General features: G+C 65.0%; 28 protein-coding genes. 12 read left to right on the top strand and 16 right to left on the bottom strand.

From position 1 onward, the window contains the following. Nucleotides 1-22 precede the first annotated feature (22 nt). The 6 genes from JQ587_RS03870 to JQ587_RS03845 form a co-directional block, all read right to left on the bottom strand. Nucleotides 23-319, bottom strand: coding sequence for a hypothetical protein (locus JQ587_RS03870; RefSeq protein ID WP_212424461.1), 297 nt, complete (start codon nt 317-319; stop codon nt 23-25). Beyond that, nucleotides 310-1,785 (bottom strand): Asp-tRNA(Asn)/Glu-tRNA(Gln) amidotransferase subunit GatA, encoded by a 1,476-nt coding sequence (gene gatA / locus JQ587_RS03865; RefSeq protein WP_212301068.1) that lies wholly within the window; start codon nt 1,783-1,785, stop codon nt 310-312. The genes JQ587_RS03870 and gatA overlap by 10 nt, the downstream gene beginning before the upstream one ends. Then, the gene (locus tag JQ587_RS03860; RefSeq protein WP_212301069.1) at nt 1,782-1,994 is read right to left on the bottom strand and encodes a hypothetical protein; all 213 of its coding nucleotides are present in this window, start codon (nt 1,992-1,994) and stop codon (nt 1,782-1,784) included. The genes gatA and JQ587_RS03860 overlap by 4 nt, the downstream gene beginning before the upstream one ends. A gap of 75 nt (nt 1,995-2,069) precedes the next feature. Next, on the bottom strand, nt 2,070-2,357 hold the full coding sequence (gene gatC / locus JQ587_RS03855) for an Asp-tRNA(Asn)/Glu-tRNA(Gln) amidotransferase subunit GatC (RefSeq protein WP_212301070.1): 288 nt from the start codon (nt 2,355-2,357) through the stop codon (nt 2,070-2,072). A gap of 76 nt (nt 2,358-2,433) precedes the next feature. Next, nucleotides 2,434-3,510, bottom strand: coding sequence for an NAD(P)H-dependent flavin oxidoreductase (locus JQ587_RS03850; RefSeq protein WP_212424460.1), 1,077 nt, complete (start codon nt 3,508-3,510; stop codon nt 2,434-2,436). Between the two features lie 146 nt (nt 3,511-3,656). Continuing rightward, entirely contained in the window at nt 3,657-4,661 is a 1,005-nt protein-coding gene (locus JQ587_RS03845) for an NAD(P)H-dependent flavin oxidoreductase (RefSeq protein ID WP_212424459.1), read from the bottom strand. Between the two features lie 96 nt (nt 4,662-4,757). Here JQ587_RS03845 and JQ587_RS03840 point away from each other — a divergent pair, with 96 nt between their 5' ends. Beyond that, nucleotides 4,758-5,648 carry a LysR family transcriptional regulator gene (locus JQ587_RS03840; protein ID WP_212301073.1) on the top strand — a complete coding sequence of 297 codons (891 nt, stop codon included), beginning with the start codon at nt 4,758-4,760 and terminating at the stop codon, nt 5,646-5,648. Here the strand turns inward: JQ587_RS03840 and JQ587_RS03835 are convergent. Continuing rightward, complete coding sequence (locus tag JQ587_RS03835) at nt 5,635-5,850, bottom strand: hypothetical protein (RefSeq protein WP_212424458.1); 216 nt, start codon at nt 5,848-5,850, stop codon at nt 5,635-5,637. The genes JQ587_RS03840 and JQ587_RS03835 overlap by 14 nt on opposite strands. A 46-nt stretch (nt 5,851-5,896) precedes the next feature. Here JQ587_RS03835 and ruvX point away from each other — a divergent pair, with 46 nt between their 5' ends. Next, nucleotides 5,897-6,388, top strand: coding sequence for a Holliday junction resolvase RuvX (gene ruvX / locus JQ587_RS03830; RefSeq protein ID WP_188101863.1), 492 nt, complete (start codon nt 5,897-5,899; stop codon nt 6,386-6,388). 3 nt (nt 6,389-6,391) lie between these two features. Continuing rightward, nucleotides 6,392-7,315, top strand: a complete 924-nt coding sequence (locus tag JQ587_RS03825; protein WP_212301075.1) for an AEC family transporter — start codon at nt 6,392-6,394, stop codon at nt 7,313-7,315. A 3-nt stretch (nt 7,316-7,318) separates the two neighbouring features. On the opposite strand, the gene JQ587_RS03820 is transcribed toward JQ587_RS03825, so the two are convergent. From JQ587_RS03820 to JQ587_RS03805, 4 genes are all read right to left on the bottom strand, one after another. Then, complete coding sequence (locus JQ587_RS03820; RefSeq protein ID WP_249154167.1) at nt 7,319-8,071, bottom strand: CPBP family intramembrane glutamic endopeptidase; 753 nt, start codon at nt 8,069-8,071, stop codon at nt 7,319-7,321. 228 nt (nt 8,072-8,299) lie between these two features. Beyond that, on the bottom strand, nt 8,300-9,064 hold the full coding sequence (locus JQ587_RS03815; RefSeq protein WP_212424457.1) for a CPBP family intramembrane glutamic endopeptidase: 765 nt from the start codon (nt 9,062-9,064) through the stop codon (nt 8,300-8,302). A 135-nt stretch (nt 9,065-9,199) separates the two neighbouring features. Beyond that, a complete protein-coding gene (locus tag JQ587_RS03810) occupies nt 9,200-10,843 on the bottom strand; it encodes an acyl-CoA dehydrogenase family protein (RefSeq protein ID WP_212424456.1) in 1,644 nt (547 codons plus the stop codon). Nucleotides 10,844-10,861: 18 nt separating this feature from the next. After that, on the bottom strand, nt 10,862-11,620 hold the full coding sequence (locus JQ587_RS03805; protein WP_212424455.1) for a M15 family metallopeptidase: 759 nt from the start codon (nt 11,618-11,620) through the stop codon (nt 10,862-10,864). Between the two features lie 180 nt (nt 11,621-11,800). On the opposite strand from JQ587_RS03805, the gene JQ587_RS03800 reads away from it, so the two are divergent. The 4 genes from JQ587_RS03800 (at nt 11,801) to JQ587_RS03785 (ending at nt 15,992) form a co-directional block, all read left to right on the top strand. After that, entirely contained in the window at nt 11,801-12,748 is a 948-nt protein-coding gene (locus JQ587_RS03800) for an aspartate carbamoyltransferase catalytic subunit (protein WP_212301079.1), read from the top strand. Nucleotides 12,749-12,753: 5 nt separating this feature from the next. After that, nucleotides 12,754-14,055 (top strand): dihydroorotase, encoded by a 1,302-nt coding sequence (locus JQ587_RS03795; RefSeq protein WP_212424737.1) that lies wholly within the window; start codon nt 12,754-12,756, stop codon nt 14,053-14,055. Between the two features lie 17 nt (nt 14,056-14,072). Beyond that, nucleotides 14,073-14,669 carry a glycerol-3-phosphate 1-O-acyltransferase PlsY gene (gene plsY, locus JQ587_RS03790; RefSeq protein WP_212424454.1) on the top strand — a complete coding sequence of 199 codons (597 nt, stop codon included), beginning with the start codon at nt 14,073-14,075 and terminating at the stop codon, nt 14,667-14,669. 150 nt (nt 14,670-14,819) lie between these two features. Continuing rightward, on the top strand, nt 14,820-15,992 hold the full coding sequence (locus JQ587_RS03785) for a patatin-like phospholipase family protein (RefSeq protein ID WP_212424453.1): 1,173 nt from the start codon (nt 14,820-14,822) through the stop codon (nt 15,990-15,992). On the opposite strand, the gene JQ587_RS03780 is transcribed toward JQ587_RS03785, so the two are convergent. After that, nucleotides 15,984-17,228 carry an amidase gene (locus JQ587_RS03780; RefSeq protein ID WP_212424452.1) on the bottom strand — a complete coding sequence of 415 codons (1,245 nt, stop codon included), beginning with the start codon at nt 17,226-17,228 and terminating at the stop codon, nt 15,984-15,986. The two genes, JQ587_RS03785 and JQ587_RS03780, sit on opposite strands and share 9 nt — an antisense overlap. Nucleotides 17,229-17,318: 90 nt before the next feature. Between JQ587_RS03780 and dprA the strand changes: the two genes are divergently transcribed. Continuing rightward, on the top strand, nt 17,319-18,461 hold the full coding sequence (gene dprA, locus JQ587_RS03775; protein WP_212424451.1) for a DNA-processing protein DprA: 1,143 nt from the start codon (nt 17,319-17,321) through the stop codon (nt 18,459-18,461). Between the two features lie 53 nt (nt 18,462-18,514). On the opposite strand, the gene JQ587_RS03770 is transcribed toward dprA, so the two are convergent. After that, entirely contained in the window at nt 18,515-18,970 is a 456-nt protein-coding gene (locus JQ587_RS03770; RefSeq protein ID WP_212424450.1) for a winged helix-turn-helix transcriptional regulator, read from the bottom strand. An 83-nt stretch (nt 18,971-19,053) separates the two neighbouring features. Between JQ587_RS03770 and JQ587_RS03765 the strand changes: the two genes are divergently transcribed. Next, entirely contained in the window at nt 19,054-19,662 is a 609-nt protein-coding gene (locus tag JQ587_RS03765) for an FMN-dependent NADH-azoreductase (protein WP_212301085.1), read from the top strand. 53 nt (nt 19,663-19,715) lie between these two features. Here JQ587_RS03765 and JQ587_RS03760 read toward each other — a convergent pair whose 3' ends face one another. Then, nucleotides 19,716-19,898, bottom strand: a complete 183-nt coding sequence (locus JQ587_RS03760) for a hypothetical protein (RefSeq protein ID WP_212301086.1) — start codon at nt 19,896-19,898, stop codon at nt 19,716-19,718. A gap of 179 nt (nt 19,899-20,077) precedes the next feature. Beyond that, the gene (locus tag JQ587_RS03755) at nt 20,078-20,851 is read right to left on the bottom strand and encodes an SDR family NAD(P)-dependent oxidoreductase (protein ID WP_212424449.1); all 774 of its coding nucleotides are present in this window, start codon (nt 20,849-20,851) and stop codon (nt 20,078-20,080) included. Nucleotides 20,852-20,972: 121 nt separating this feature from the next. Here JQ587_RS03755 and JQ587_RS03750 point away from each other — a divergent pair, with 121 nt between their 5' ends. Continuing rightward, nucleotides 20,973-21,440, top strand: coding sequence for a winged helix-turn-helix transcriptional regulator (locus tag JQ587_RS03750; protein WP_212301088.1), 468 nt, complete (start codon nt 20,973-20,975; stop codon nt 21,438-21,440). Between the two features lie 67 nt (nt 21,441-21,507). After that, a complete protein-coding gene (locus tag JQ587_RS03745) occupies nt 21,508-22,062 on the top strand; it encodes a flavodoxin family protein (protein ID WP_212424448.1) in 555 nt (184 codons plus the stop codon). 39 nt (nt 22,063-22,101) lie between these two features. Here JQ587_RS03745 and JQ587_RS36605 read toward each other — a convergent pair whose 3' ends face one another. Continuing rightward, on the bottom strand, nt 22,102-22,245 hold the full coding sequence (locus tag JQ587_RS36605) for a hypothetical protein (RefSeq protein ID WP_249154206.1): 144 nt from the start codon (nt 22,243-22,245) through the stop codon (nt 22,102-22,104). A 322-nt stretch (nt 22,246-22,567) separates the two neighbouring features. Here JQ587_RS36605 and topA point away from each other — a divergent pair, with 322 nt between their 5' ends. Then, the gene (topA, locus tag JQ587_RS03735; RefSeq protein WP_212424447.1) at nt 22,568-25,324 is read left to right on the top strand and encodes a type I DNA topoisomerase; all 2,757 of its coding nucleotides are present in this window, start codon (nt 22,568-22,570) and stop codon (nt 25,322-25,324) included. Nucleotide 25,325: the final 1 nt, after the last annotated feature.

Here is a 25,325-nt window from a genome sequence, read left to right as displayed (position 1 = left end):
CGTCTTCGCCGCTGGCGCGGTCTCACCGGGCGAGCAGCGTGGCAGCGATCCGCTCCCACTCCGCTTCCAATGAATCCTTTGCCGCCACCTGGCCGGCCTGGCGGTACCAATAGCCGGCATTGCCGAGGTCGCCTTCGACGCGGTGCAGATAAGCGTGCACCCAGGCGGCGTCGCGCCCCTGGTCGTCCTGAACGATCTTGTGGGCCTGGTCCCAATCACCCTTCGCAGCCCACCAGAGACCGGCGAGCGGCGCGTTCAGGCTCGGCGCAGGCGCCGCGCCGTCGAGGCTCGCGATGAAATCAGCGACATTCACCACCACCTCGCGGGGGTGAAGCGGCCGGCGGCCTGCTCGATCACCTCGCCGAGCGAGAACAGCGTCTCCTCCTCGAACGGACGGCCGATCAGTTGCAGGCCGAGCGGCAGGCCCTGCGCGTCCTTGCCGGCGGGCACCGCGATGCCCGGCAGGCCCGCCATGTTCACGGTCACCGTGAAGATATCGTTGAGATACATCTCGACGGGGTCCGCGCCGCCCTTCTCGCCGATGCCAAAGGCCGCCGACGGCGTTGCCGGCGTCAGGATCGCGTTGACGCCCTTGGCGAAGCAATCCTCAAAGTCCTTCTTGATCAGCGTGCGCACCTTCTGAGCGCGCAGATAGTAGGCGTCGTAATAGCCGGCCGAGAGCACATAGGTGCCGATCATGACGCGGCGGCGCACCTCGGCGCCAAAGCCTTCGGCGCGGGTGTTTTCGTACTGCTCGACGATGTTCTTGCCTTGCTCGCGCAGGCCGTAGCGAACGCCGTCATAGCGCGCGAGGTTGGAGGACGCTTCCGCCGGTGCCACGATGTAATAGGCCGGCAGCGCGTATTTGGTGTGCGGCAGCGACACCTCGACCAGTTCGGCGCCGGCCGCTTTCAGCCAGGCGGCGCCCTCGCTCCAGAGCTTCTCGATCTCGGCCGGCATGCCGTCGAGACGATACTCCTTGGGGATACCGATCTTCATGCCCTTCACGGACTTGCCGATCGCAGCCTCGTAATCCGGCACGGCAATGTCGACCGAGGTCGTGTCCTTCGGATCGTGGCCGGCCATCGAGCGCAGCAGCATGGCGCTGTCGCGCACGCTGCGCGCGATCGGACCGGCTTGATCGAGCGAGGAGGCAAAGGCGACGATGCCCCAGCGCGAGCAGCGGCCATAGGTCGGCTTGATGCCGACGGTCGCGGTGAATGCCGCCGGCTGGCGGATCGAGCCGCCGGTGTCGGTCGCCGTCGCGCCCATGCAGAGCAGCGCCGCCACCGCCGACGCCGAACCGCCGGACGAACCGCCCGGCACCAGCGTGGTGTTGCTTCCTTCGCGCCGCCAGGGATTGCCGACGGGGCCGAAGCACGAGGTCTCGTTCGCCGAGCCCATCGCGAACTCGTCATTGTTGAGCTTGCCGAGCATCACGGCGCCGTCGCGCCAGAGCTGCGACGTGATGGTGGACTCGTAGGTCGGCACGAAATTGCCGAGGATTTTTGAGCACGCCGTGGTGCGCACGCCCTTGGTCGCGAACAGATCCTTGATGCCGAGCGGGATGCCCGCGAGCGGGCCGGCGTCGCCGCGAGCGATCTTCTCGTCCACGGCCTTCGCCATGTCACGCGCCTGGTCAGGCGTCTCAAGGATAAAGGCGTTGAGCACGCGCGCCTTCTCGATCGCGGAAAGATGCGCGTCGGTCAGCTCGAGTGACGTGAAAGTCTTGTCGGCGAGACCCTTGCGGGCCTCGGCGAGCGTCAGCGATGTCAAATCGGTCATTTATTGATCGGGCTGCAGAAGAACGGAGACAGGGTCTTGTCGTTGGCCGGGTCGTCTTTCTTGGCGGCCGCATTCGCGGCGGCCTCGAGCTCATCGAGCACGGCATTGACGGCGACATTGGGATCAGCAGCCTTGCCCTGCCGTTCCATCTTGTCGAGGTAATTCATGTAGGCCTGATAGGCCTTCTCATCGTCGCAAAGCATGCACATCGGACTTGGTCCAGAGACTCTTAGTTTGACGCGTTTTCTTCACCGGCTTCCACTTCGCTCGAAAACGCTATGCAATTATTCGACGACCTTGGGCACCAGGAAGAAGTGACCTTCGGTCGCAGGCGCGTTGGCAACGATATCGTCGGCGATCTCGCCGTCAGTGACCACGTCTTGCCGCTTCTTCATCTGCATCGGAGTGACCGAGGTCATGGGCTCCACGCCCTCGACATTCACTTCCGAGAGCTGCTCGACAAAGGCGAGCATGGCGTTGAGCTCGCCCTGCAGATGCGGAACCTCGTCCTCGGAAACCGCAATGCGCGCCAGATGCGCGATGCGGCGGACGGTAGCGGCGTCGACGGACATTATATAAGGCCTCTCACGGCAAAACCTATGTGCCGTATAGCAGAGGCCGGTTTTGCGCCGCAACCGGCGCCGGGAACTAGCCAGCCATCTGGCGGAGGCGTGCCAGGGCTGATTTGGCGAGATCCCGGGTCAATTCGGCGGCAGGAAGCTCCCGGCCCAAGCCAATGGCCTGCCCGGCCCAGAGATTGGTGAAGTCCACTTTGCCCTGCTTCTCCGCGGCCGCCTTCAGCGGCGCCAGGGCCGTTGCGGCATGGGGAAATGGCGGAGCATCAGGAGAGATCGGGCCCGCTTCGCGGATGACGCGGTTCTGGATACCCCGCGCGGGCCGCCCGGTCATGACATTGGTGATCACGGTGGAGTCGTCCCGCCCCTCCGCAAGCGCCGCCCGTCCAGCCGCCGTGTGCGTGGATTCGGGGCAGCGCAGATAGGCACTGCCGATCTGCACGCCGGATGCGCCGAGCGTGAAGGCCGCCGCAATGCCGCGTCCGTCGCCAATGCCGCCGGCGGCAATGACCGGCACCTTCACTGCGTCGACGATCTGCGGCACCAGCGCAAACGTGCCGGGCTGCTCGGCGATCTTGTCGGTCAGGAACATGCCGCGATGACCTCCCGCCTCGGCGCCTTGCGCGATGACGGCGTCGACGCCGCGCTGGTCGAGCCAGACCGCCTCTTTCACCGTCGTCGCCGAGGCGATCACCAGACACCCGGCCGCCCTGATGCGGTCGAGCAGACCCTTCTCGGGCAGACCGAAATGGAAGCTGACGACCTCCGGCTTCAGTTCCTCGACGACGGCGCAGGTCGCTGCATCGAACGGCGCCCGGTTGGCGGCGTTGATCGGCGCCGCCGGATCGAGGTCATGCTCCCCGTAATAGCCTGCAAGGCGCTGCTTCCAGCGCGCTTCGGCGGCAGCCGTGAGCTCGACCGGCGTGTGGCAGAAGAAGTTCAGATTGACCGGCGCCGCCACGCGCTGGCGGATCATCTTGACCTGCTCGCGGATCTTGTCGCCGGACAGCATGGCACAAGGCAGCGAGCCGAGCGCACCGCCTTGCGCGGCCGCGATCACCAGCTCCGCGTCCATCACGCCGGCCATCGGTGCCAGCACGATCGGGAATTCGGTCTTGAAGAGATCGATCAGTCGACGGTCAGGCCACATGGTGTGTCTCTCGTTCTTGCCCTCTCCCCTTGTGGGAGAGGGTGGATCGCCGCGATAGCGGCGAGACGGGTGAGGGGTTTGCTTCCGCGGACGCAGACCTCTCAAATTTGACTTTTCTCTCCGCGGATAGAACCCCTCATCCGGCGCTACGCGCCACCTTCTCCCACAAGGGGAGAAGAGAAAGAAACACTGGAGTTGCGCCGGCCGGCCAGAAGCTGCCCGGCCTCGGACGCAATCCGTTCGACGATCTCGGCCGCCGGTGGAATATCATGGATCAGGCCGACGGCTTCTCCGGCAAAGACGGCCGCGATTTCGAAATCACCCGCCATTTTTGCCGCGGCATAGGCCTTGGCGACGTCGTCTGCGCGTTGCATCAGCTCGATCTCGCGGCCGGTCCAGCTCTTGATATGGTCGTTGACCAGCGTTCGTGCAGTGAACGGAGCCGGCCAGAACAGTTTTCGCGACCAGTCGGGAACGACGCCGCGCACAGTGCCATTGCCATCGGCCGTGCGAATGCGCTCCTTGGCCGCGGCGGCGCCATTGGCCTCGACGCTCGCATAGAACCGCGTGCCGATCAGCACGCCGGATGCGCCGAGCATCATCATGGCCGCGAGACCCCGGCCGTCGGCGATGCCGCCGGCCGCGACAACAGGCACCCGCCCGGCGGAAAGATCAACAATGGCTGGCACGATATCGACCGTGGTGCGCGACGCGCCGTGACCGCCCGCCTCAGTCCCCTGCGCGATCAAGATCTCCGCGCCGGCATCGAGCGCCTGTTTCGCCATGTCCTCGCTCTGCACTTGGCAGATCAGCCGCGCGCCGCTCGCTTTGATGCGCGGCGCGAACGGCGCGGGATCGCCGAACGACAGCATGACCGCCTGCGGCCGCGCATCGAGCGCGATGTCGAGAAGCTCGGGCTGTTTTGCCAGGCTCCAGGTGATGAAGCCGATCCCGAAAGGCGCAAAGCCACTCAGCTCCGCAGCCTCAGCCTGCAGACGGGCACGGTCGCCATAGCCACCGCCCAAGATGCCAAATCCGCCGGCCTCGCTGACGGCGCGGGTCAGCCGGCTGCCGGCGATCGTGTCCATGGGTGCTGACAGGATCGGATGCCTGATCCGGAGAAGCTCCGTCAGCGGCGTGGTGATCGGCATGGGGTCTCCCGCTCTGGACAGGAACATTAGGCGCAACTAGCATTCTGGAAAAATGAATTGTTGCGAACGCTGCCATCACAAAAGCGAAACGACGCCATGGAACTGAGCGATATCCAGACCTTTGCCGCGGTCGCCCGCACCGGCGGCATCACCCGCGCTGCCGAAGAGCTCAACACGGTGCAATCCAACGTCACCCAGCGCATCAAGGCCCTGGAGGCCGAGATCGGCACACCCCTGTTCGAGCGTCACAGCCGCGGCATGGCGCTGACCGGCGCCGGCAAGCGCCTCCTGCCCTACGCACAGCGGATGGCCGCGCTGTCGCGCGAAGCCGTGCTCGCCGCGCGCGACGATGGCGAGCCGAAGGGTCCGCTTTCGATCGGCTCGATGGAGACCACGGCTGCGGTGCGGTTGCCGCCGCTGCTCGCCGATTTCCACCGCCGCTTCCCGGCCGTGCGCCTCAGCCTGCGCACGTCGCCGACCGCCGATCTCGTCGCCGGCGTGCTCGAAGGCACGCTCGATGGCGCCTTCGTCGCCGGCCCGATCGCGCATGCCGATCTGACCGCGACCAGCGCATTCCGCGAAGAGCTGGTGCTGGTCAGCGCGCGGCGCTGGGCCTCGCTCGCCGAGCTGCGCGCCGGCACACCGGAGTCAGGCCCGACCGCGCTCGTCTTCCGCACCGGCTGCACCTATCGCCAGCGGCTCGAGCAGATTTTGGTCGAGTTCGGCTGGCCCTCGGCCACGCGCTTCGAGCTCGGCACGCTCGACGGCATGATCGGCTGCGTCGCCGCCGACATGGGCGTGACGCTGTTGCCGCGCACCGTGGTCGAGCGCAGCGCGATGACCGGCAGTGTGACGGTGCACGCGCTGAGCCCCTCACATGCCCGCGTCGAGACGCTGTTCATCCAGCGCCGCGCCGGCCATCAATCCAGCGCACTTCAAGGCTTCCTGTCCTGCCTGACCAGGGATGACGAAATCATCGCGGCCTGATCCACCACCGCCGCAGCGCAACGACGGCCCAGATCGCCTCGACAAGACCGAACGGCCAGGCCCCCTGCAGGAAGCCGTAGGCCGAGCCGAGCCCGCAGGAGGCGGCGAACAGCAGTACGAACCAGTGGCTGCGATCCTCAAGGGCATAGCAGACCAGCATCGCCGTCACGGCAAACAGGCCGAATAGTGTCAGTGCATCCATCGTTGAGGGTTCACTCCGCGGCGCGGCGCATGATATGCGCTAGTCCATGCCGGCTCTTATCCTGCCCCTCGTCGATGCTGCAACCCACTGGCCCGAACGCGGCGGGTTGATCGGCCTTGATCTCGGCACCAAGACCATCGGCGTTGCCGTGTCCAATCCGGACCGCCGGTTAGCGACCGGTGTCGAGACCATCCAGCGCAAGCAGTTCAAGCAGGACGCAGCCCGCCTGCTCGCCATCGCCACCGAGCGCAAGGTGGTCGGCTTCGTGCTCGGTCTTCCCATCAACATGGACGGCAGCGAGGGCCCGCGCGCGCAATCCACCCGGGCCTTCGCCCGCAATCTCGCCAACCTGACGACGCTCCCCATTGGCCTCTGGGACGAGCGGCTCTCGACCGCAGCGGTCGAACGCGAGCTGATCGGCATGGATGTCAGCCGTGCCAAGCGCGCCGAGGTTATCGACGAGCACGCTGCGATCTTCATCCTGCAAGGAGCGCTCGACCGCCTCGCAAATCTTCGCGCGACATCGGGGAACGGCTGATCCATGGCCGTGGTGATCGCGGCGCTGCTGCCGGTCTTCATCCTCATCGTGCTCGGCGTGGTGCTCCGGCACAGCCTGATGCGGCTCGACACGCAATGGCACGGGCTGGAGCGGCTGACCTATTTCGTGCTGTTTCCGATGCTGCTGATCCAGACGCTGGTGAAGGCGGACCTCTCAAAAGTGCCCGTCGCCGGCGTCGGCGGCGCGCTGCTGCTGTCGGCGCTGGCGATGTCGCTGCTCTGCCTTGCGCTCCGTCCGGCGCTGGCGCGGCTCGACATCGACGGCCCCGCCTTCACCTCGATCTTCCAGGGCGCGACGCGCTGGCAGACTTATGTCGCGCTCTCCGTCTCCGCCAATCTGTACGGCGATGTCGGGCTGGCGCTGGCCTCGGTCGCGATGGTCGCGATCATTCCGCTGGTCAACGTATTCAGCGTCGCCGTGCTCGCGCATTACGCTTCCCCGGAGAAGCAGTCCGCACGCGCGATCGCCATGACCGTGATCCGCAATCCCCTGATCTGGGCCTGCGTCATTGGTCTCGTCATCAACGTCATTCACCTGCCGCTGCCAAAGATCTGGCACGAGGTCGCCGACGCGCTCGGCCGCTCCTCGCTCGCCATCGGCCTGCTCGTCACCGGCGCCGGCCTCCAGCTCAAGGGCCTGCTCCGTCCGAGCGTGGGCGCGACGATCGGCGTGGCGTTCAAGCTGGCACTGATGCCGGTGCTCGCGCTGGCGCTCGCCACCTGGTTCGGGCTATCCGGCACCAACCTCGCGATCGTCGCGATCTGCGCGGCGGTGCCGACCTCGCCGAGCGCCTATGTGCTCGCGCGACAGATGGGGGGTGACGCGCCACTACTGGCACAGATCATCACGCTGCAAACGATTTTGGCGGCGATCACGATGCCGGTCGCCATCGCGCTGGTGGCGTGAGCGCTAGACGTAGCGCCCCAACGTAAAGGAGAGGAAGGTATTGCAGGCCGAATGAGCCACAATCGTTGTCCATGTGGACTTGCTCGTCCATCGAAGATGACCCAGCACAAGTCCGAAGGCGAAAATAATCGCGCGTCCAAACCAATCGTACTGCGTATGATTTAATGACCACACAGCCGACGTAAGGACGATGGCGCCGACCGGTCCGAGAAAAGACTCCGACCAGCCGCGAAACAGGAAGCCGCGAACCACAAGCTCTTCCATAAGAGGTCCGGCAATACAGGCACCAATGAGCCACACGAGCAATCCGCCGACGCCTCCTACGATGAGCGTGGGGTCGGATCGATATCCGCCCGCGCCCATCTTCGATAGCACGAATCCTTCTATCGACATGAAGATCGTCGTGATGGCGAGAGCTCGGACGATTTCGCCTCCGGCTGGCCAATTCAGAGCGAGATATTCACCGAACTCTCTCCCCGTCATCCGGATCGCAATCCAAAGCACTCCAATCGCCGCGGGCGTTCCCGAAACAAGGAAGACCCCATACCAACGTCCCTGTGACGCTAACGTCTGGAATTCTGCTGGAGTAAAAGCCTTCGGTCCCAGGCTCGCAGCCAGAATGAAATGAAACGCCATCCAGCCTGTCAGGACAAATGCACCGTACGCAAGCAGGGCGACCAGTGTCGTCTCCCAAAAATCCCAGGTTCTGAGCCGCGCGCCCGCCGCCGAGGGATCTGCACTTTGGAGGTCCGACATATAGGCTCCTCGCGACAACTTCGCGGCGAATGCGGGCTAAATCTCTACCGAACATACGAAAGAATGATTTTCTCGGCAATCATCGTGGCCCGAAGTATGAGGCGCACCGCCAACCAACGTCATTGTGAGGAGCTCTTGTGACGAAGCAATCCAGACTGCCTCGACGCAGGGATTCTGGATTGCTTCGCGGCGCTCCCAATGACGGAACGCGGGGTAACCGCCCCTGCGTCAGCCCCCCAACCACATCGTCAGCACCACCGCGGTCATGTTGTTCAGTGCATGCAACATGATGGTGAGCCACAGTGAGTTGGCGCGGTGACGCATGTAGCCGAACCACAGACCGATCGAGAAGACCTCGGCGAGAAAGTAAAAATCGTATTGCAGATGCACCGCCGTCCAAACCAGTGACGACAGGATGATCGCGCCGGGCACGCGCAGGAAGCTTGCCGACCAACCGCGGAACAGGAATCCGCGCGCGAGCACCTCTTCCGACATCGGCGCGGCCACGCTGAACGCGAACAACAGCATCAGCGCCGCGCCCTTGTCGCGGCCCGACTTCAAGAGGTCGGTCATGAAGCCCGGCGTCGCCTCGCGGCCGAGGGATCGCGACGCCACCTCCCAGGCCATCACGACCAGGATGAGCCCGACAGCGCCCAGCAAGAACTGCCGCCAGGACGGCCAGCGCAGCGCAAGATAGTCGACAAAAGAGGCCTTCTTGATGCGGATGGCGAGCCACACAGCCACGAGCGTCGCCGGCAGGCCCATGATGACCGACAGTGCCAGCGCCTGCGGCTCGCGGCCGACCGACTGGATCGAAGCCATGTCGAGCGGCACCCCGCGCAGGACAATGAGCAGCAGGATCGCCCCGACCTGCCCGACGAACATCGCGACGAAGACGAGCAGGCCCCACAGCGCCGTGCCCCAGAACTTCCAGACGCGCGACGGCGCAGGTGTCACGATCAGCGGCGGATGGTCGGGATTGAGGGAATCCATCAGAAGGCCTTGGTTAGGAAAACACCGTCATTCCGGGGCGGCCGAAGGACCGAAGCCGGAATCTCGAGATTCCCAGGTGCGCGAGAGCGCACCGTAGCCCGCCCTTCGAGCGCCCCGGAATGACGGAGTAAAAACTCACGCCAGCACCCGCTCGAGCAGCGCGCGCACGTCGCCGCTCTCGAGCTCGACCGCACCGTACATGCTGGCATGATTGGCGGCGAGGCGCGTCGCTGCGAACAGTTCAGCGTTGTGAGGCGAGACGCCATTGAGTGCGGCGGCAGCGGCTAACAGCGCCAGCTTCTCGACCGCGAGCCGCGCGACGCGCTCGCCATCAGGGCGACGAAACGTCTTGCCGATGAAGGCGACCGCCTCGCCGGCCCCCGACAGACCCTTCGACTCGGCCGCAAGCGATTGCAGCACCGTCATCGCGGCCTCCGGCTCGCGCGAGAGCGCGCGGAGCACGTCGAGGCACATCACGTTACCCGAGCCTTCCCAGATCGCATTGACCGGCGCCTCCCGGTAATGGCGCGCCAGGATGCCGTCCTCGACATAGCCATTGCCGCCGAGGCACTCCATTGCTTCATAGAGAAACGGCGGCGCGCTCTTGCAGGTCCAGTATTTGATCGCCGGCGTCAGCAGCCGCATGTAGGCGGCCTCCGTCGCGTCGTGCGGCGTGTGGTCGAAGGCGCGGCAGAGCCGCATCACCAGTGCCGTGCTCGCCTCGACATGCAGCGCCATGTCCGACAGCACGGCCTGCATCAAGGGCTGATCGGCGAGATGCTTCTGGAATACGCTGCGGTGACGGGCATGATGCAGCGCATGCGCAAGGCCCGAGCGCATCAGGCCGACCGACGCAATCGCGCAATCCTGCCGCGTCAACTGCACCATCTGGATGATGGTGCGGATGCCCTTCCCCTCTTCGCCGACGGCTTCCGCATAAGCGCCGACGAACTCGACTTCCGAGGAGGCATTGGAGCGGTTGCCGAGCTTGTCCTTCAGCCGCTGGAACTGGATCGCATTGACCGATCCGTCAGGCGCAAAGCGCGGCATGAAGAAGCAGGTCAGCCCGCTATCTGCCTGCGCCAGGACGAGGAACGCATCGCACATCGGCGCCGACATGAACCATTTGTGGCCGGTGATGCGATAGGCATCTCCGTCGCGCACCGCGCGCGTCATGTTGGCGCGCACGTCGGTGCCGCCCTGCTTCTCGGTCATGCCCATGCCGAGCGTCATGCCGCGCTTGTCCCACCACGGCGTGAAGCTGGGATCATAGCTTCTGGTCGACAGCACCGGCATCACTTTGCCGAGCAGATCCGGCTGCGTCGCTAGCGCCGCGACGGAGGCGCGCGTCATTGTGATGGGGCAGAGATGGCCGGTCTCGACCTGCGAGGCCATGTAGAACTTTGCCGCACGAATGACTTCGGCAGCATCGCCCGCAGGCCTTCCGTCCGCGGTCCACGTCGAATTGTGCACGCCGGCATGCGCGCTGTGCGCCATCAGCTCGTGATAGGCAGGATGAAACTCGACTTGGTCGCGGCGATTGCCCTTGGCATCGAAGGTGCGGAGCTTCGGCGAGTTCTCGTTCGCCACGCGCCCGCGATCGGCCATCGCGGCCGAGCCCCAATGCTTGCCGAACTCGGACAGCCCCCGCTCCGCCGCGGCGCCGCCATTGGCCTTCACAGCGTCGACCAGCGGCCGATCCATGGCGAACAGGTCGACGTCTTCGAACGGTGGCGACTGGTTGAAGACCTCGTGGGTCGCGAAGCTCGGCTGGGTCATCTGTTCCTCGGCGCGGAATCAGTTCCGCCGCGGCTGGATCGGGAAATCATAGGCCGCTCCGCCCACCCCCGGCAGGGAAAAATGCCACCACTCCTTCGAATAGTTCACAAAGCCTTGCTTCGCCATCGTAGCCACCAGCCGCTTGCGCCAGGCGCGCTGATCCCCATTGATCGACGGTGCTGCGGTATGCCCTTTCACATCCGTGCAATCATAGCCGGTCCCCATGTCGACGCTACCCTCGGGCAGCCGCGCCCCGACCGGTGCCGTGCAGTCGGCATAGTTTTTTGAGGGGTCGATTCTGGCCGAATTGTCGGCCTTGAGATCGACCAGCGTGAGGTCGAGCGCAGCCCCCGTGGAATGCTGCGAGCGGCTTGCTATGTAGCCGAGGCGAAACAGCTCGGTCTTCGGGATCCTCGGATTGTAGCGCCGATCGGCTGGTGTCTCGCGGCCGTTCTGTGACCACTTCACCATGTCGAGCGAGGCGCGCGCCGGCCGGTAGCAGTCGAACATTTTGAGCGACAGGTTCTGCGCCGTCAGCTCCTGCTGGACCGCCTTCAGCCGCATCCCCACATCGCGCTTCACCACGCATTCGCCTGCGTTGTAACCGGCGAGCGGACGGCCAACGAAATTGTTCGCCGTGGCGTAGCGGATGTCCTGGATGATGGTTGGATCGATATCACGCAGATAGACGAAATCGCCGGGGAGCGACTGCGCGCGGGCGGATGAGATTGAGGCGATCGCGAGAAATGAAATCAAAAATGTCCGGACTAAGTGCATTCGTTCTCCCCTGTCATTCCGGGGCGATGCGAAGCGTCGAACCCGGAATCTCGAGATTCCGGGTCTGGCGCTTGCGCGCCATCCCGGAATGACTGTGCGGGAGACAGATCAGGGGATAACTCGCCTCCCGCCGATTGGCCCTTGCCCACCCCGCCATCCCCGCCTATAGCTCTGCTTTTAATGACATCCAAATCGACCTTCGTCCTCGGCCACCGGCATTTGCTGGGCATCGAGGGCCTTTCCGCGGCCGACATCACCGGCCTCCTCGACCTGTCCGAAGAATATGTCGAGCTCAACCGCCAGGTTGACAAGAAGCGCACCGTCCTGCGCGGACGGACGCAAGTAAACCTCTTCTTCGAAGCCTCGACCCGGACCCAGTCCTCGTTCGAGCTCGCCGGAAAGCGCCTTGGCGCCGACGTCATGAACATGTCGGTCGCCTCCTCGTCCATCAAGAAGGGCGAGACGCTGATCGACACCGCGATGACGCTGAACGCGATGCATCCGGACATCCTGGTGATGCGCCATCACGCCTCCGGCGCCGTGGAACTGCTGGCCCGCAAGGTCGACGGTTCCGTGATCAATGCCGGCGACGGCGCACATGAGCATCCGACGCAGGCGCTGCTCGACGCGCTCACCATCCGCCGCAACAAGGGTCGGATCGAGGGGCTGGTGGTCGCGATCTGCGGCGACGTGCTGCATTCGCGTGTCGCCCGCTCCAACATCATCCTGCTCAACACCATGGGCGCCCGCGTCCGCGTCGTCGGCCCCTCCACGCTGCTGCCGCCGGGCATCGAACGGATGGGCGTCGAGGTCGCGCGCGACATGCGCGAGGGGCTCAACGGCGCTGACATCGTCATGATGCTGCGGCTGCAGCGCGAGCGCATGAACGGCTCCTTCGTGCCGTCGACCTCCGAATATTTCCACTATTTCGGGCTCGACCAGAAGAAGCTAGGCTACGCCAAGCCCGACGCGCTGGTGATGCATCCAGGCCCCATGAACCGCGGCGTCGAGATCGACACCGCGGTCGCCGACGGCGCGCAGTCCCTGATCCGCGAACAGGTGGAGATGGGCGTGGCCGTGCGCATGGCGGTGCTCGAAGCGCTCGCCCGTAACCTGCCGAACGCGTGATGCCCATGCTGACCGACCGCCGCCCGATCCTGCTCGCCAACGCCCGCGTCGTCGATCCCTCCAGGGATTTCGACGGCCCCGGCGACGTCCTGATTGCCGATGGCGTCATCCGCGAGACCCGTCGCGGCATCGGTGCGGCCGGCGTCCCCGAAGGCACCGACGTCGTCAACTGCTCCGGCAAGATCGTGGCGCCCGGCCTGATCGACATGCGCGCCTTTGTCGGCGAGCCCGGCTTCAGCCATCGCGAGACCTTTGCTTCGGCAAGCCAGGCGGCTGCGACCGGCGGCATCACCACCATCATTTGCCAGCCCGACACCTTGCCGGTGATCGACAATTCCGCGACCGTCGACTTCGTGATGCGCCGCGCCCGCGACACCGCCATTGTCAACATCCAGCCGATGGCGGCGCTCACCAAGGGCATGCACGGCGAGGAGATGACCGAGTTCGGCCTGCTCAAGGCCGCAGGCGCGATTGCGTTCAGCGACGGCGACCGCAGCGTGACCAATTCGCAGGTGATGCGCCGCGCGCTGACCTACGCCCGCGATTTCGACGCGCTGATCGTGCACCACACCGAGGATCCCGATCTCGTGGGCGAAGGCGTGATGAACGAGGGCGAGTTCGCCTCTCGGCTCGGCCTGATGGGCATCCCGAAGGCCGCCGAGGCTGTGATCCTCGAACGCGACATGCGCCTCGTCGCGCTGACCGGCGGCCGTTATCACGCCGCCGCGCTGTCGTGTATCGAGTCGCTCGAAATCTTGAAGCGTGCCCGCGACGCGGGCCTCGCCATCAGCGCCTCGGTCTCGATCAACCATCTGGCGCTGAACGAGAACGATATCGGGCCCTACCGCTCGTTCCTGAAGCTGTCGCCACCGCTCCGCACCGAGGACGATCGCCGCGCGATGGTCGCGGCCGTCGCCTCCGGCCTCGTCGACGTCATCATGTCCGACCACAACCCCCAAGACGTCGAGGTCAAGCGCCTGCCGTTCGCGGAGGCCGCTCCCGGCGCGATCGGCCTCGAGACCATGCTGCCGGCGGGCCTGCGGCTGGTCCATAATGACGAGATGGACCTCAAGACGCTGATCCGGGCGATGTCGACCCGCCCGGCGGAGATTCTGGGTCTGCCCGGCGGAACCCTGCGCAACGGAGCACCGGCCGACGTCATCGTCATCGACCCCGATGTGCCCTGGGTGGTCGATCCCGCCGATCTCAAATCGCCCTGCAAGAACACCCCGTTTGACGAGGCCCGCTTTACAGGTCGCGCTATCAGGACCATCGTCGGCGGACGAACGGTGTTCGAGCATGTCTGACATGCGGAGTTCTCAGCATGGGGCTTGATGCATTCCTGCCGGTGGCCTTCGTCATCGGCTATCTGCTCGGCTCGATTCCATTCGGGCTGGTGCTGACCAGGCTCGCCGGCACGCAGGATCTGCGCTCGATCGGCTCCGGCAATATCGGCGCCACCAACGTGCTGCGTACCGGGCGCAAGGGCCTCGCTGCGGCGACCCTGCTGCTCGACGCACTCAAGGGCACCGCGGCCGTGGTGATCGCGTTTCGCCTCGCCGGTCTCGATGCGGCGCTCCTGGCCGGGCTCGGCGCCTTTCTCGGCCATCTCTTCCCCGTCTGGCTCAAATTTCGGGGCGGCAAGGGCGTCGCGGTCTATATCGGCATCCTGCTCGGCCTGATTCCAGCGGGTGCGCTCGTATTTTGTCTGGTCTGGCTCGCGACCGCTTTCACCACCCGCTATTCCTCGCTCTCGGCACTGGTGGCGGCTTTCGTTACGCCGCTGTTCTTGTGGTGGTTCAGCGAGCCCAAACTGACGTCGCTGTTTGCGGTGCTGACCCTGCTACTGTTCTACATGCATCGCGAGAACATCAAGCGGCTGCAATCGGGGAAAGAAGGCCGCATCGGCGAGAAGGCGTAAGTCCGGAAAAAGTACGGATATCGCCGCAGGGTTTCCGCATTATATGCCAATTCCTGTTCGCAACTCGGAAGCCCTTCGCGGCCAGTAGTAGCGAACGGGTTCCATGCCTGTCATCCTGACAGCGGACATGGCGTTACGCGGTAGCTCAGAATGAGCGGGAAGATTGACGGCACGCATGACGACGACGGCTCGCAGAGCACTGCGGCAAGTCGGTTGCTCTCTTCGACCAACATCTGGTCCGATTCACCCTCGCCGCCTCCCGCGCCGAAGCCTGTCCCCGCTCCCCCACCTGCTCCCGTATTGCAAGCTCCCGCAGCGGTCGAGTGTGTAAACATTGTTGCGCCCGCGCCGTCGCGTGCCGAATGGCCGCCGCGGAAGCTCTCGCTGGCGCTCCAGGGCGGCGGCAGCTTCGCCGCCTTCACCTGGGGCGTGCTGGAACGGCTGCTCGAAGAGCCATCCATTGAATTCGACACCATCAGCGGCGCCAGCGCCGGCGCCATCAACGCGCTGCTCTTGGCCGGCGGCTTGGCCGAAGGCGGCCGCGAAGGCGCACGCAGCCGGCTGAACCGGTTCTGGCTCCGGCTGATGCACGAGGCCTCGTTCCGCTCGCTGATGCTGATCGGCGGTTTCTCGCCGGCGGGAAGCTCGGTCGCGTTCGGGCCGACGCTGCGCTCCGGCCAATTCGATCCATTCGATCTCGATCCGCTGCGCCAGGCGCTATTGCGCGACATCAATTTTGCGGCGCTGCACGACGCGAAATGCCCGAAGCTGCTGATCGCGGCGACGCGGATCCGCGACGGCCAGCAGCAGATTTTTGGCAATGAGGCTCTCACCGCCGACGTCGCGCTGGCCTCGACCTGCCCGCCGCTGGTTCACTGCGCCGTCGAGATCGACGGCGAGGCCTATTGGGATGGCGGCTTTGGCGGCAATCCGCCGCTGATCAAGCTGGCGCAGCAATCGACAACCGCCGATCTGCTGCTGGTCCAGGTCACGCCCACGCGCGACAATTACGTGCCGATCACGCTTGCCGCAATCGATCGCCGGCTCGATCAGATCGCCGCCAATGCCGCGCTCAACGCCGAGATCGCAGCGATCGCGTGGGCGCAGGCCTCCGCGGCACCTTCGCTGCGGCTCTCCCGGATCGCGGCCGAGGACTCCGTTGACGGACTTGCGCAGCGCTCATCGACCGATCTCGGCCGCGGCTTCATTCGCACACTGCACCGGAGCGGCCGCGAGGCCGCCGCACGTTGGCTCGGGCAAGGCGCGAGCGCCGGCGCCTCGCAGCCGGTGCGCACGCTCTCGACCGAGCCCACGCTAGCCTGATTTCGCCAGCGCATTCTCCAGGAACCATGCGGCGGCGAGCGCGCCCGGATCGTTGCCGAAGCGCGCGATCACCTGCACGCCGATCGGCAGGCCACCGACCTTCATCACGGGCACGTTGACGCAAGGATTGCCCATCAGCGTCCACAGCCGGTTGTAGCGGGGCGAACCGGTCGAGGCGAGCTCCTTGGCCGGCGCGGTGCCCGGCGCCGAATAGGTCAGCAGCACGTCGATGCCCTCGAACAATTCGCCGAGTTCGCGACGGCCGCGGCGGGCGATCCGGCGTGCATCGTCGTATTCCTTCGGCGTCAGTCCGACGGTCTCATCGAGGCTGGCGCGCAGCATCGGCGCGATCTCGTCGTGATGCTGATCAAACTCCCAGGCGAGCGCACGATGCGCCTCAAAGTCCTGGATGATCGGATGGATACGCCACGCTTCCTTTACCGCCTCGGACAGATCGATGGTCTGCACGCTGGCACCGGCCTTCTCGGCCGCCTTGATCGCGGCTTGCAAGCCCTCCTCAGCCGCCGGCTCTGCGGCCTCGGCAAATTCCTGCCTGACCACGCCGATGCGCGGCGACTTCGCCGGAGCGATGCCGGAGAATTCGGTGCGGCCGGTCATTCCCAACAGCACGCGCGCAAGATCCTCCGCACGCGATCCGAACAGGCCGACCGTGTCGAGCGCCCACGAATAGCACTTCACGCCGACCGTCGGCAGCATGCGGAACGACGGTTTGATCGCGGCAGCGCCGCAATAAGCGGCCGGCCGGATCACCGAGCCGCCGGTCTGGGTGCCCAGCGCCAGCGGGATCATGCCGGCACCGACGGCTGCGGCCGAGCCCGAGGACGAGCCGCCTGGCGTATGACCGGGATTATGCGGATTGAGCGTCGCCGTCGGATCGCGCGAGGCGAACGCGGTGGTCGTGGTCTTGCCGATGATAGTAGCGCCGGCCCGCCTCAGCATCATCACGACAGGCGCGTCCGAGCGCGGCTGCCAGCCGCGATAGATCTCCGACCCCATCTCGGTCGGAAAATCGGCGGTATCGATGATGTCCTTGATGCCGACCGCGATGCCGCGCAGCGGCCCAGAAGCTTGCGCCTTCGCGGACTTATCGTAGCGGACGAAGGCACGAACGTCCTTGTCCTTCGTCTCGATCGCCGCAAGCGACTGAGCGATGGCGGCATCAGGCGAAAGCTCCCCGCTCTCGATGCGGCGCTGGAGGTTGGCGAGTGAGATCATGACAAAATCCTGCTTATTGGCATCGCTTTTAGCATCGGGACGAGGCCGCGCAAGCGCACGCCGCTGTTGCCCACGCCCTCAGGTTGTTCCATGCTGTCCCCGCAAGGAGACGCCGTGGACGCCATCAATCCCAGTGTGGAGCTGACCGAGCCAGAGCGGATCGACCGCCTGCGGCTGATCCGCTCCGACAATGTCGGGCCGCGCACTTTCCGCTCGCTGGTCGATCATTTCGGCACGGCACGCGCCGCGCTGGAGCGGCTGCCTGATCTGGCACGCCGTGGTGGTGCGGCGCGATCCGGCCGCATCTGCAGCGCGGACGAGGCGAAGGCCGAGCTCGCCGCGAGCCGCAGGTTCGGCATTGCCTGGCTTGCGCCCGGCGAGGACGGCTATCCGGCACGGCTGGCGATGATCGACGATGCCCCGCCGCTGCTCGCCGTGCGCGGTGACAACGCAACGCTGATGCGTCCGATGATCGCCATCGTCGGCTCGCGCAATGCCTCCGGCGCCGGCTTGAAGTTCGCCGGCCTGCTCGCACGCGAACTCGGCGAAGCCGGCTTCATCATCATCTCGGGGCTCGCCCGTGGCGTCGACCAGGCGGCGCATCGCACCAGCGTCGAAAGCGGCACGGTCGCGGTGCTCGCCGGCGGTCACGACTGCATCTATCCGCCCGAACACGGCGATTTGCTCGCCGCGATCCTCAATCACGCGGGCGCGGCGATCTCGGAGATGCCGCTCGGCCACGAGCCGCGCGCCCGCGACTTCCCTCGCCGCAACCGGCTGATCTCCGGCGCCGCGCTCGGCGTGGTCGTGGTGGAGGCCGCGCACCGCTCGGGATCGCTGATCACCGCACGCATGGCGGCCGAACAGGGCCGCGAGGTGTTCGCGGTCCCCGGCTCGCCGCTCGATCCGCGCGCGGCCGGCACCAACGACCTGATCAAGCAGGGCGCAACGCTCGTCACCGAAGCGTCCGACATCATCAATGCCGTCGCGCCGATCATGGAGCGGCCGCTGATGCATCCGATGAGCGAGCCCGACAGCGAGCCGTTCGAGAACGATCCGCAAGGGCATGATCGCGACCAGATCACGGGCCTGCTCGGCCCTGCTCCCATCTCGATCGACGATCTCCTGCGAATGTCCGGCGCCTCGCCTGCGATCGTGCGCACGGTGCTGCTGGAGCTCGAGCTTGCCGGAAAGCTCGAGCGTCACGGCGGCGGATTGGTGTCGCTGATCTAACCGTTTTGACGCGTTTTCTTGGCGCGAACCGGTCTCCACTTCGCTCGAAAGCGCTACGCATTACGCTGATCGAAGTGGGTGCGCGCCGCCTCGATCTGCACCAGATGCTCCTTCGCCCATTTGCCGAGCGCCTCGACCGGCTGCGACAACCCGCGCCCGAGATCGGTCAGCTCATAGTCCACGCGCGGCGGAATGGTCGGAAAGATCGTGCGCGTGACGAGACCATCGCGCTCGAGGCCGCGTAGCGTCAGGGTCAGCATCCGCTGCGAGATGCCGTTGATCATGCGCTTCAGCTCATTGAAGCGCTTTGGCCCGTCGCTGAGCATCATGATGACGAACACGCTCCATTTGTCGCCGACGCGGGACAGCACGGATGCCACCCCGCGGCAGTCCGCATGATTGGGATCCGGCATCGGATCTGGCCCTTGGTTTGGCCTTTGATTCTGCCTTTGATTTTGCCTTGGCGCGGCAGGCAAATCGGTGTGCGCAGGTTTCAAAAATGTGCTCATGGCTCAAAAAAGTGCGTTCTTGCGGGGCTTTCGACAGTCACTCATGTAGTGCGGGTTACAAATCTATACCATAGGTGACCCCAATGAAACTCCTCCATATCGACTCCAGCGTGCTCGGCCCCCACTCCGTCTCCAGGCAGGTTTCCGCTGCCATCGTCGCGCGCCTGCGCCAGGCTACCCCGTCGCTCGAGCTCGTCTATCGCGACCTGACCCAGACGCCGCTCGCCCATCTGTCCGGCTCGCACCTTGCGGCCGCCCAGGGTGCGCCGGCGCCTGCGGAACTCGCATCCGATCTCGCGGCGAGCGCAGCCGTGCTGAACGAGTTCCTCGAAGCCGACACCGTCGTGATTGGCGCGCCCATGTACAATTTCACGATCCCGAGCCAGCTCAAGGCCTGGATTGATCGCGTGATGGCGGCGGGGAAGACATTCAAATATGGCGCGAACGGCCCGGAGGGCCTTGTTGGCGGCAAGCGCGTGATCTTCGCGATTTCGCGCGGCGGCTATTACGGCCCGGGCACGCCGGCCGCCTCGCTCGAACACCTCGAAACCTATTTGCGCGGCGTGTTCGCCTTCATGGGCATCACGAATCCGGAATTCATCGTCGCCGACGGCATTCAGGTCGGCCCGGAGCATCGCGAGAAGGCGCTCGCGGGCGCACTTCAGGCCGCCATCAGCCTGCGCGCAGCTTAAGGCTCGACGACAGCCGCTGCCGGATTCCGGCGGCGGCTGAAAGACCGACAAAGCTAAAACCAGGAGCCCTGGATGCCCAGGATCACGGCAACGAGCGACATGAGCAGGCCGATGCCGGAGAAGATGGCGACCCCGATGAACTCGGATATGTCGGAGTGCTTGGCGGGAACTGCGGAGCGTTCGGTGTAAATACGCGGTGCTGAAATCGGTGAAACAATGCGGGCTGCTTTCGGCATAACGGACTCCTTTTTGAAAACGAGTCTTTTGACCCCCTGCCCGTAGAAGTGTCTTTGCAACGCGCGCGAAGGTTCAACGCGCCACGCAAGGTTCGAAAAATACAGCTCGCAGGATGCGGGAACCGGCCGGCGCAACTGCTTCCTTCAGCGCCGGCCGATTCAATTTTCAGATCACTTGATCAACCGCGATAGATCGGCGCGCCACTCGGCGAGGCCACCGCGCCGCCGTCGACGAAGATCTCCTGTCCCTGGATGTGCCCGGCATCGTCGGAGGCGAGGAACAACACCGTCTTCGAAATGTGATCGGGTTCACCAATCCGGCCGAGCGGCGTCGACAGTCCGATGCGCTTCTCGAACGCCTTCTCCGCTTCGGGCGTCGCGATCGCAGCGCCCCAGATCGGCGTGCGGATCGCGCCGGGCGCGACCACGTTGACGCGGATGCCGCGCGGCGACAGTTCCGACGCCATGATCCGCGCCATCGCCCGCACGCCGGCCTTCGCCGCGCCATAAGCCGAGTAACCGGGAATGCCGAGCACGGAGATCACCGAGCCGTTGAGGATGATCGAGGAATTGTCGTTGAGATAAGGCAGCGCGGACTGCACGGTGAAGAACACGCCGGTGAGATTGGTGCTGATCACCTTCTCGAAGGTCTCAAGCGTTGCCGAGCCGAGCGGTGTGCTGCCGGGGATGCCGGCATTGGCAAAAACGATGTCGAGCTTGCCGAACTTCTCGGTGCCCTTCTTGATCGCAGCTTCCGTCGCGGCAATGTCAGTCGCGTCCGCGGCGAATGCGATCGCATTCGGACCAAGCTCCTTCGCGGCGGCCTCCAGCGTCTCCTTGTTGCGCCCTGTGATGATCACCTTCGCCCCCTCGGCCACGAACAGCCTTGCGGTCGCCAGTCCAATGCCGCTGTTGCCGCCGGTAATCAGCGCCGTCTTGCCTCGAAGCCTCATGCTCGTCTCCAGTGGTTGCATTATGAAACTATGTTGCCATCTAGGGCACATGGTTTTATGATGCAACCACACAAGCGCGTGATCGGCGCCGAAACCGGGCGAACGCGACAGGACCAGGACGATGGTGAAACGAACGAGCTTTGAGGGCGACGGCTGCCCAATCGCGCGATCGCTGGAGGCGATCGGCGACTGGTGGTCGCTCCTGATCATCCGCGAGGCGCTGTTCGGCCTGCGCCGCTTCGGCGAGTTTCAGAGCAAGCTCGGCATGGCCAAGAACATCCTGTCCGTGCGGCTGCGCTCGATGGTCGACCACGGCATCCTGGCGCTGGCCCCCGCCTCCGACGGCAGCGCCTACCAGGAATATGTGCTGACGCCGAAGGGCCGCGGCGTCTACCCGATCCTGGTGGCGCTCCGGCAATGGAGCGAGGAGTTCGATGAGCACCCCGAGCAGATCGCGACCATCCTGGTGGATCGCGCGAAAGGCCGTCCGGTCAAGAAGCTCGAAATGCGTGCGGAAGACGGTCGCCTGCTTAGCCCCGCCGACACAATGCTGAAGCCGCGGCCAGCGTCGCGGCGGCGGTCGGCGTGACATGTGAGGGACTTGTAGAAAGTACAGACGGCGTCAAAGATGGCTCAACAACCAAAGTGTTGCCGCCATGCCGTTGCTCGCCATCGTCTATTTTTCGATCTCCGGCACCACCGAGAAGCTGGCCCATGCGGTCGCGCGCGGAGCGGATCGCATGGTGGAGGTCGCGCTCTGTCGCATTTTAGGCGACGACATCGTGTCAGGCCGATTCCAGAACGAGAGGTTATTGGAGACGATTGACCGCGCCGGCGCTGTTGCATTTGGGACCCCGACTTACATGGGCGGACCATCTGCTCAGTTCAAAGCCTTCGCAGACGCTTCAAGTGATCGATGGAGCCAGCAGCGATGGGTCAACAAGATCGCAGCCGGATTTACGACGGGCGCCTGCGCAGCTGGCGATCAGCTCCACACTTTGAGCTACCTTACGATCCTGGCTGCTCAGCACGGGATGCTCTGGTGCGGGTTGGATATTCCGGGTGGAGAGGATCCAAGTGGCCGCAATCGCCTGGGCAGCCAGCTTGGCTTGGCGACACATTTGGTCGACAGCGACTTGCCTCAGAGCGACGTCAGCACCGCAGAATATCTCGGCCAGCGATTGGCGAAGTTGGCTGGACGCAACGGCTAGCGCGCCTGTCATTACGGCGGCCCTATTCTCGCCCACCCCTCACGACAGCTTGCGCTTGCTGCGCAGCCGCAGGTGTTCGTCGGCTTCGAGCTTGGTCATTCCTAAGAGATAATGCAGCACATCGAGCTTGTGCCGCTCGGCAAGCTTGCGCAATGCGCCCGCCTGCTCGGCGATGAAGGCCACGGCTTCATCGACCCCGCCCTCCCCCGGTTCCTCGTTACGCGAGCCTCCCCGCACGCCTATTGCGGCGCGCGCCCGTTTCTTCCCTGGCTTTGCCACCAGCCCCACCCGAATCCATGCCCCGCGGAAACATTACGCCCACACCGGCCACAACTCCAAGGTGGTATTTCGCAACTTTCTCGATATGAAACTTTTCCCATTCCGCGGGCTTTCAACACCCTTCGATTTGACAGGACCCGCCTCACCACCCATGTTCGGGACGAAACGGCCGACCCGAATCTAGAAGAAATCGGCCCAAGATTTTCCCGTAAGTTACTGGAACTACATGAATATCGTCATTGTGGAGTCGCCGGCGAAAGCCAAGACGATCAACAAGTATTTGGGCTCGTCCTATGAGGTTCTGGCCTCGTTCGGCCATGTCCGCGACTTGCCGGCAAAGAACGGTTCCGTCGATCCCGAGGCCAATTTCAAGATGATCTGGGAGGTCGACCCCAAGGCGGCCGGTCGGCTCAACGATATCGCCAAATCCTTGAAGGGCGCCGACCGCCTGATTCTGGCGACCGACCCTGATCGCGAGGGCGAGGCCATCTCCTGGCACGTGCTGGAGGTGATGAAGGAGAAGCGCGCGCTGAAGGATCAGAAGATCGAGCGCGTGGTGTTCAACGCCATCACCAAGCAGGCCGTCACGGACGCGATGAAGCATCCGCGCGAGATCGACGGTGCGCTGGTCGACGCCTATATGGCGCGCCGTGCACTGGACTATCTGGTCGGCTTCACCCTCTCCCCCGTGCTGTGGCGCAAGCTGCCGGGCGCGCGCTCGGCCGGCCGCGTGCAGTCAGTGGCGCTGCGTCTGGTCTGCGACCGCGAGCTCGAGATCGAGAAGTTTGTGCCGCGCGAATATTGGTCGCTGGTCGCGACGCTGCTGACGCCGCGCGGCGATGCCTTCGAGGCGCGCCTCGTCGGTGCCGACGGCAAGAAGATCCAGCGGCTCGACATCGGAACCGGCGCTGAGGCCGAAGACTTCAAGAAGGCCCTGGAGCTTGCGACCTACGCGGTCACGGCGGTCGATGCCAAGCCGGCGCGCCGCAATCCGCAGGCGCCCTTCACGACATCGACCTTGCAGCAGGAAGCCAGCCGCAAATACGGCTTTGCGCCGGCGCACACGATGCGGATCGCGCAGCGCCTCTATGAAGGCATCGACATCGGCGGCGAGACCACCGGACTCATTACTTATATGCGTACCGACGGTGTGCAGATCGCCCCCGAGGCGATCACCCAGGCGCGCAAGGTGATCGGCGAGGATTACGGCAACGCCTACGTGCCGGATGCCCCGCGCCAGTACCAGGCCAAGGCCAAGAACGCCCAGGAAGCGCACGAAGCCATCCGCCCGACCGACATGTCACGCCGCCCTGACAGCATGAGCCGCAAGCTCGATGCCGACCAGGCGCGGCTCTATGAGCTGATCTGGAAGCGTACCATCGCGAGCCAGATGGAATCGGCCGAGCTCGAGCGCACCACCGTCGACATTACGGCGAAGGCCGGCGGCCGCACGCTGGAGCTGCGCGCGACCGGCCAGGTCGTCAAGTTCGACGGTTTCCTGACCCTCTACCAGGAAGGTCGCGACGACGAGGAAGACGAGGATTCCCGCCGCCTGCCCGCGATGAGCCAGGGCGAGGCGATCAAGCGCGACTCGCTCTCCGTCACCCAGCATTTCACCGAGCCGCCGCCGCGCTTCTCGGAAGCCTCGCTCGTCAAGCGCATGGAAGAGCTCGGCATCGGCCGGCCCTCGACCTATGCCTCGATCCTCCAGGTGCTGAAGGACCGCGGCTACGTCAAGCTGGAGAAGAAGCGCCTTCACGGCGAGGACAAGGGCCGCGTCGTGGTCGCGTTCCTCGAAAGCTTCTTCAATCGCTACGTCGAATACGATTTCACGGCCAATCTGGAGGAGCAGCTCGACCGCATCTCCAACAACGAGATTTCCTGGCAGCAGGTGCTGAAGGATTTCTGGACCGGCTTCATCGGCGCCGTCGACGAGATCAAGGATCTGCGCGTCGCGCAGGTCCTGGACGTGCTCGACGAGATGCTGGGGCAGCACATCTATCCGCCGCGCGCGGATGGCGGCGACATCAGGCAGTGCCCGAGCTGCGGCAACGGCCGGCTGAATCTCAAGGCCGGCAAGTTCGGCGCCTTCGTCGGCTGCTCGAACTATCCGGAGTGCCGCTACACCCGTCAGCTCGCCGCCGACAGCGAGACCACCGCCGACCGTTCGCTCGGCCAGGATCCCGAGACCGGTCGCGATGTCTGGGTCAAGGCCGGCCGCTTCGGCCCCTATATCCAGCTCGGCGAGCAGAAAGACTATGAGGAAGGCGAGAAGCCGAAGCGCGCGGGCATCCCGAAGGGCACCTCACCCGGCGATATCGAGCTCGAGCTTGCGCTCAAGCTGCTGTCGCTGCCGCGCGAGATCGGCAAGCATCCGGAGACCGGCCAGCCGATCACCGCCGGCCTCGGCCGCTTCGGGCCGTTCGTGAAGCACGAGAAGACCTATGCCAGCCTGGAAGCCGGCGACGAGGTCTTCGACATCGGCCTCAACCGCGCCGTGACGCTGATTGCCGAGAAGGTTGCGAAGGGCCCGAGCCGCCGCTTCGGTGCCGATCCCGGCAAGGCGCTCGGCGATCATCCGACGCTCGGCACCGTCACCGTGAAGAGCGGCCGTTATGGTGCCTATGTCACCGCAGGCGGCGTCAATGCCACCATCCCGGCCGAGTTCGAGAAGGACTCGGTCACGATTGCACAGGCAATCGCGCTGATCGATGAGCGCGCGGCCAAGGGCGGCGGCAAGAAGCCGAAGAAGGCGGCGAAGCCGGCCAAGGCCAAGAAAACTGCAAAGGCCGCGGATGGCGACGACGCCGCGCCGAAGAAGAAGCCGGCCGCGAAGAAAGCGGCCAAGACCAAATCAGAATCCACCAGCAAGGCGCGCGCGGGCGTGGCGTCGACGGCCAAGACTTCAGCAGTCAAGACGTCGGCGACCAAGTCAGGTGGCGCAGCCAAAGCTCCGGCCAAGAAGAGTGCCGGCACCAATTAGA

It is taken from the genome of Bradyrhizobium manausense (assembly GCF_018130615.1).
Taxonomy (GTDB): Bacteria; Pseudomonadota; Alphaproteobacteria; order Rhizobiales; family Xanthobacteraceae; genus Bradyrhizobium; species Bradyrhizobium manausense_A.
The sequence above is the reverse complement of the archived record's forward strand: the minus strand, read 5'-3'. Positions and strand labels throughout refer to the sequence as shown.

Bases quoted from the DNA above. Each gene is read 5' to 3' on its own strand.
- JQ587_RS03810 (WP_212424456.1), bottom strand. From the start codon at position 10,843: ATGACCCAGCCGAGCTTCGCGACCCACGAGGTCTTCAACCAGTCGCCA.
- gatC (WP_212301070.1), bottom strand. From the start codon at position 2,357: ATGTCCGTCGACGCCGCTACCGTCCGCCGCATCGCGCATCTGGCGCGC.
- JQ587_RS03750 (WP_212301088.1), top strand. From the start codon at position 20,973: ATGGTGAAACGAACGAGCTTTGAGGGCGACGGCTGCCCAATCGCGCGA.
- topA (WP_212424447.1), top strand. From the start codon at position 22,568: ATGAATATCGTCATTGTGGAGTCGCCGGCGAAAGCCAAGACGATCAAC.
- JQ587_RS03755 (WP_212424449.1), bottom strand. From the start codon at position 20,851: ATGAGGCTTCGAGGCAAGACGGCGCTGATTACCGGCGGCAACAGCGGC.
- JQ587_RS03745 (WP_212424448.1), top strand. From the start codon at position 21,508: ATGCCGTTGCTCGCCATCGTCTATTTTTCGATCTCCGGCACCACCGAG.
- JQ587_RS03860 (WP_212301069.1), bottom strand. From the start codon at position 1,994: ATGTGCATGCTTTGCGACGATGAGAAGGCCTATCAGGCCTACATGAAT.
- JQ587_RS03800 (WP_212301079.1), top strand. From the start codon at position 11,801: ATGACATCCAAATCGACCTTCGTCCTCGGCCACCGGCATTTGCTGGGC.
- JQ587_RS03785 (WP_212424453.1), top strand. From the start codon at position 14,820: ATGAGCGGGAAGATTGACGGCACGCATGACGACGACGGCTCGCAGAGC.
- JQ587_RS03825 (WP_212301075.1), top strand. From the start codon at position 6,392: ATGGCCGTGGTGATCGCGGCGCTGCTGCCGGTCTTCATCCTCATCGTG.
- dprA (WP_212424451.1), top strand. From the start codon at position 17,319: ATGCTGTCCCCGCAAGGAGACGCCGTGGACGCCATCAATCCCAGTGTG.
- JQ587_RS03765 (WP_212301085.1), top strand. From the start codon at position 19,054: ATGAAACTCCTCCATATCGACTCCAGCGTGCTCGGCCCCCACTCCGTC.
- JQ587_RS03760 (WP_212301086.1), bottom strand. From the start codon at position 19,898: ATGCCGAAAGCAGCCCGCATTGTTTCACCGATTTCAGCACCGCGTATT.
- JQ587_RS03845 (WP_212424459.1), bottom strand. From the start codon at position 4,661: ATGCCGATCACCACGCCGCTGACGGAGCTTCTCCGGATCAGGCATCCG.
- JQ587_RS03850 (WP_212424460.1), bottom strand. From the start codon at position 3,510: ATGTGGCCTGACCGTCGACTGATCGATCTCTTCAAGACCGAATTCCCG.
- JQ587_RS03780 (WP_212424452.1), bottom strand. From the start codon at position 17,228: ATGATCTCACTCGCCAACCTCCAGCGCCGCATCGAGAGCGGGGAGCTT.
- plsY (WP_212424454.1), top strand. From the start codon at position 14,073: ATGGGGCTTGATGCATTCCTGCCGGTGGCCTTCGTCATCGGCTATCTG.
- JQ587_RS03835 (WP_212424458.1), bottom strand. From the start codon at position 5,850: ATGGATGCACTGACACTATTCGGCCTGTTTGCCGTGACGGCGATGCTG.
- JQ587_RS03770 (WP_212424450.1), bottom strand. From the start codon at position 18,970: ATGAGCACATTTTTGAAACCTGCGCACACCGATTTGCCTGCCGCGCCA.
- ruvX (WP_188101863.1), top strand. From the start codon at position 5,897: ATGCCGGCTCTTATCCTGCCCCTCGTCGATGCTGCAACCCACTGGCCC.
- JQ587_RS03840 (WP_212301073.1), top strand. From the start codon at position 4,758: ATGGAACTGAGCGATATCCAGACCTTTGCCGCGGTCGCCCGCACCGGC.
- JQ587_RS03815 (WP_212424457.1), bottom strand. From the start codon at position 9,064: ATGGATTCCCTCAATCCCGACCATCCGCCGCTGATCGTGACACCTGCG.
- JQ587_RS03820 (WP_249154167.1), bottom strand. From the start codon at position 8,071: ATGTCGGACCTCCAAAGTGCAGATCCCTCGGCGGCGGGCGCGCGGCTC.
- JQ587_RS03805 (WP_212424455.1), bottom strand. From the start codon at position 11,620: ATGCACTTAGTCCGGACATTTTTGATTTCATTTCTCGCGATCGCCTCA.
- gatA (WP_212301068.1), bottom strand. From the start codon at position 1,785: ATGACCGATTTGACATCGCTGACGCTCGCCGAGGCCCGCAAGGGTCTC.
- JQ587_RS03795 (WP_212424737.1), top strand. From the start codon at position 12,754: ATGCTGACCGACCGCCGCCCGATCCTGCTCGCCAACGCCCGCGTCGTC.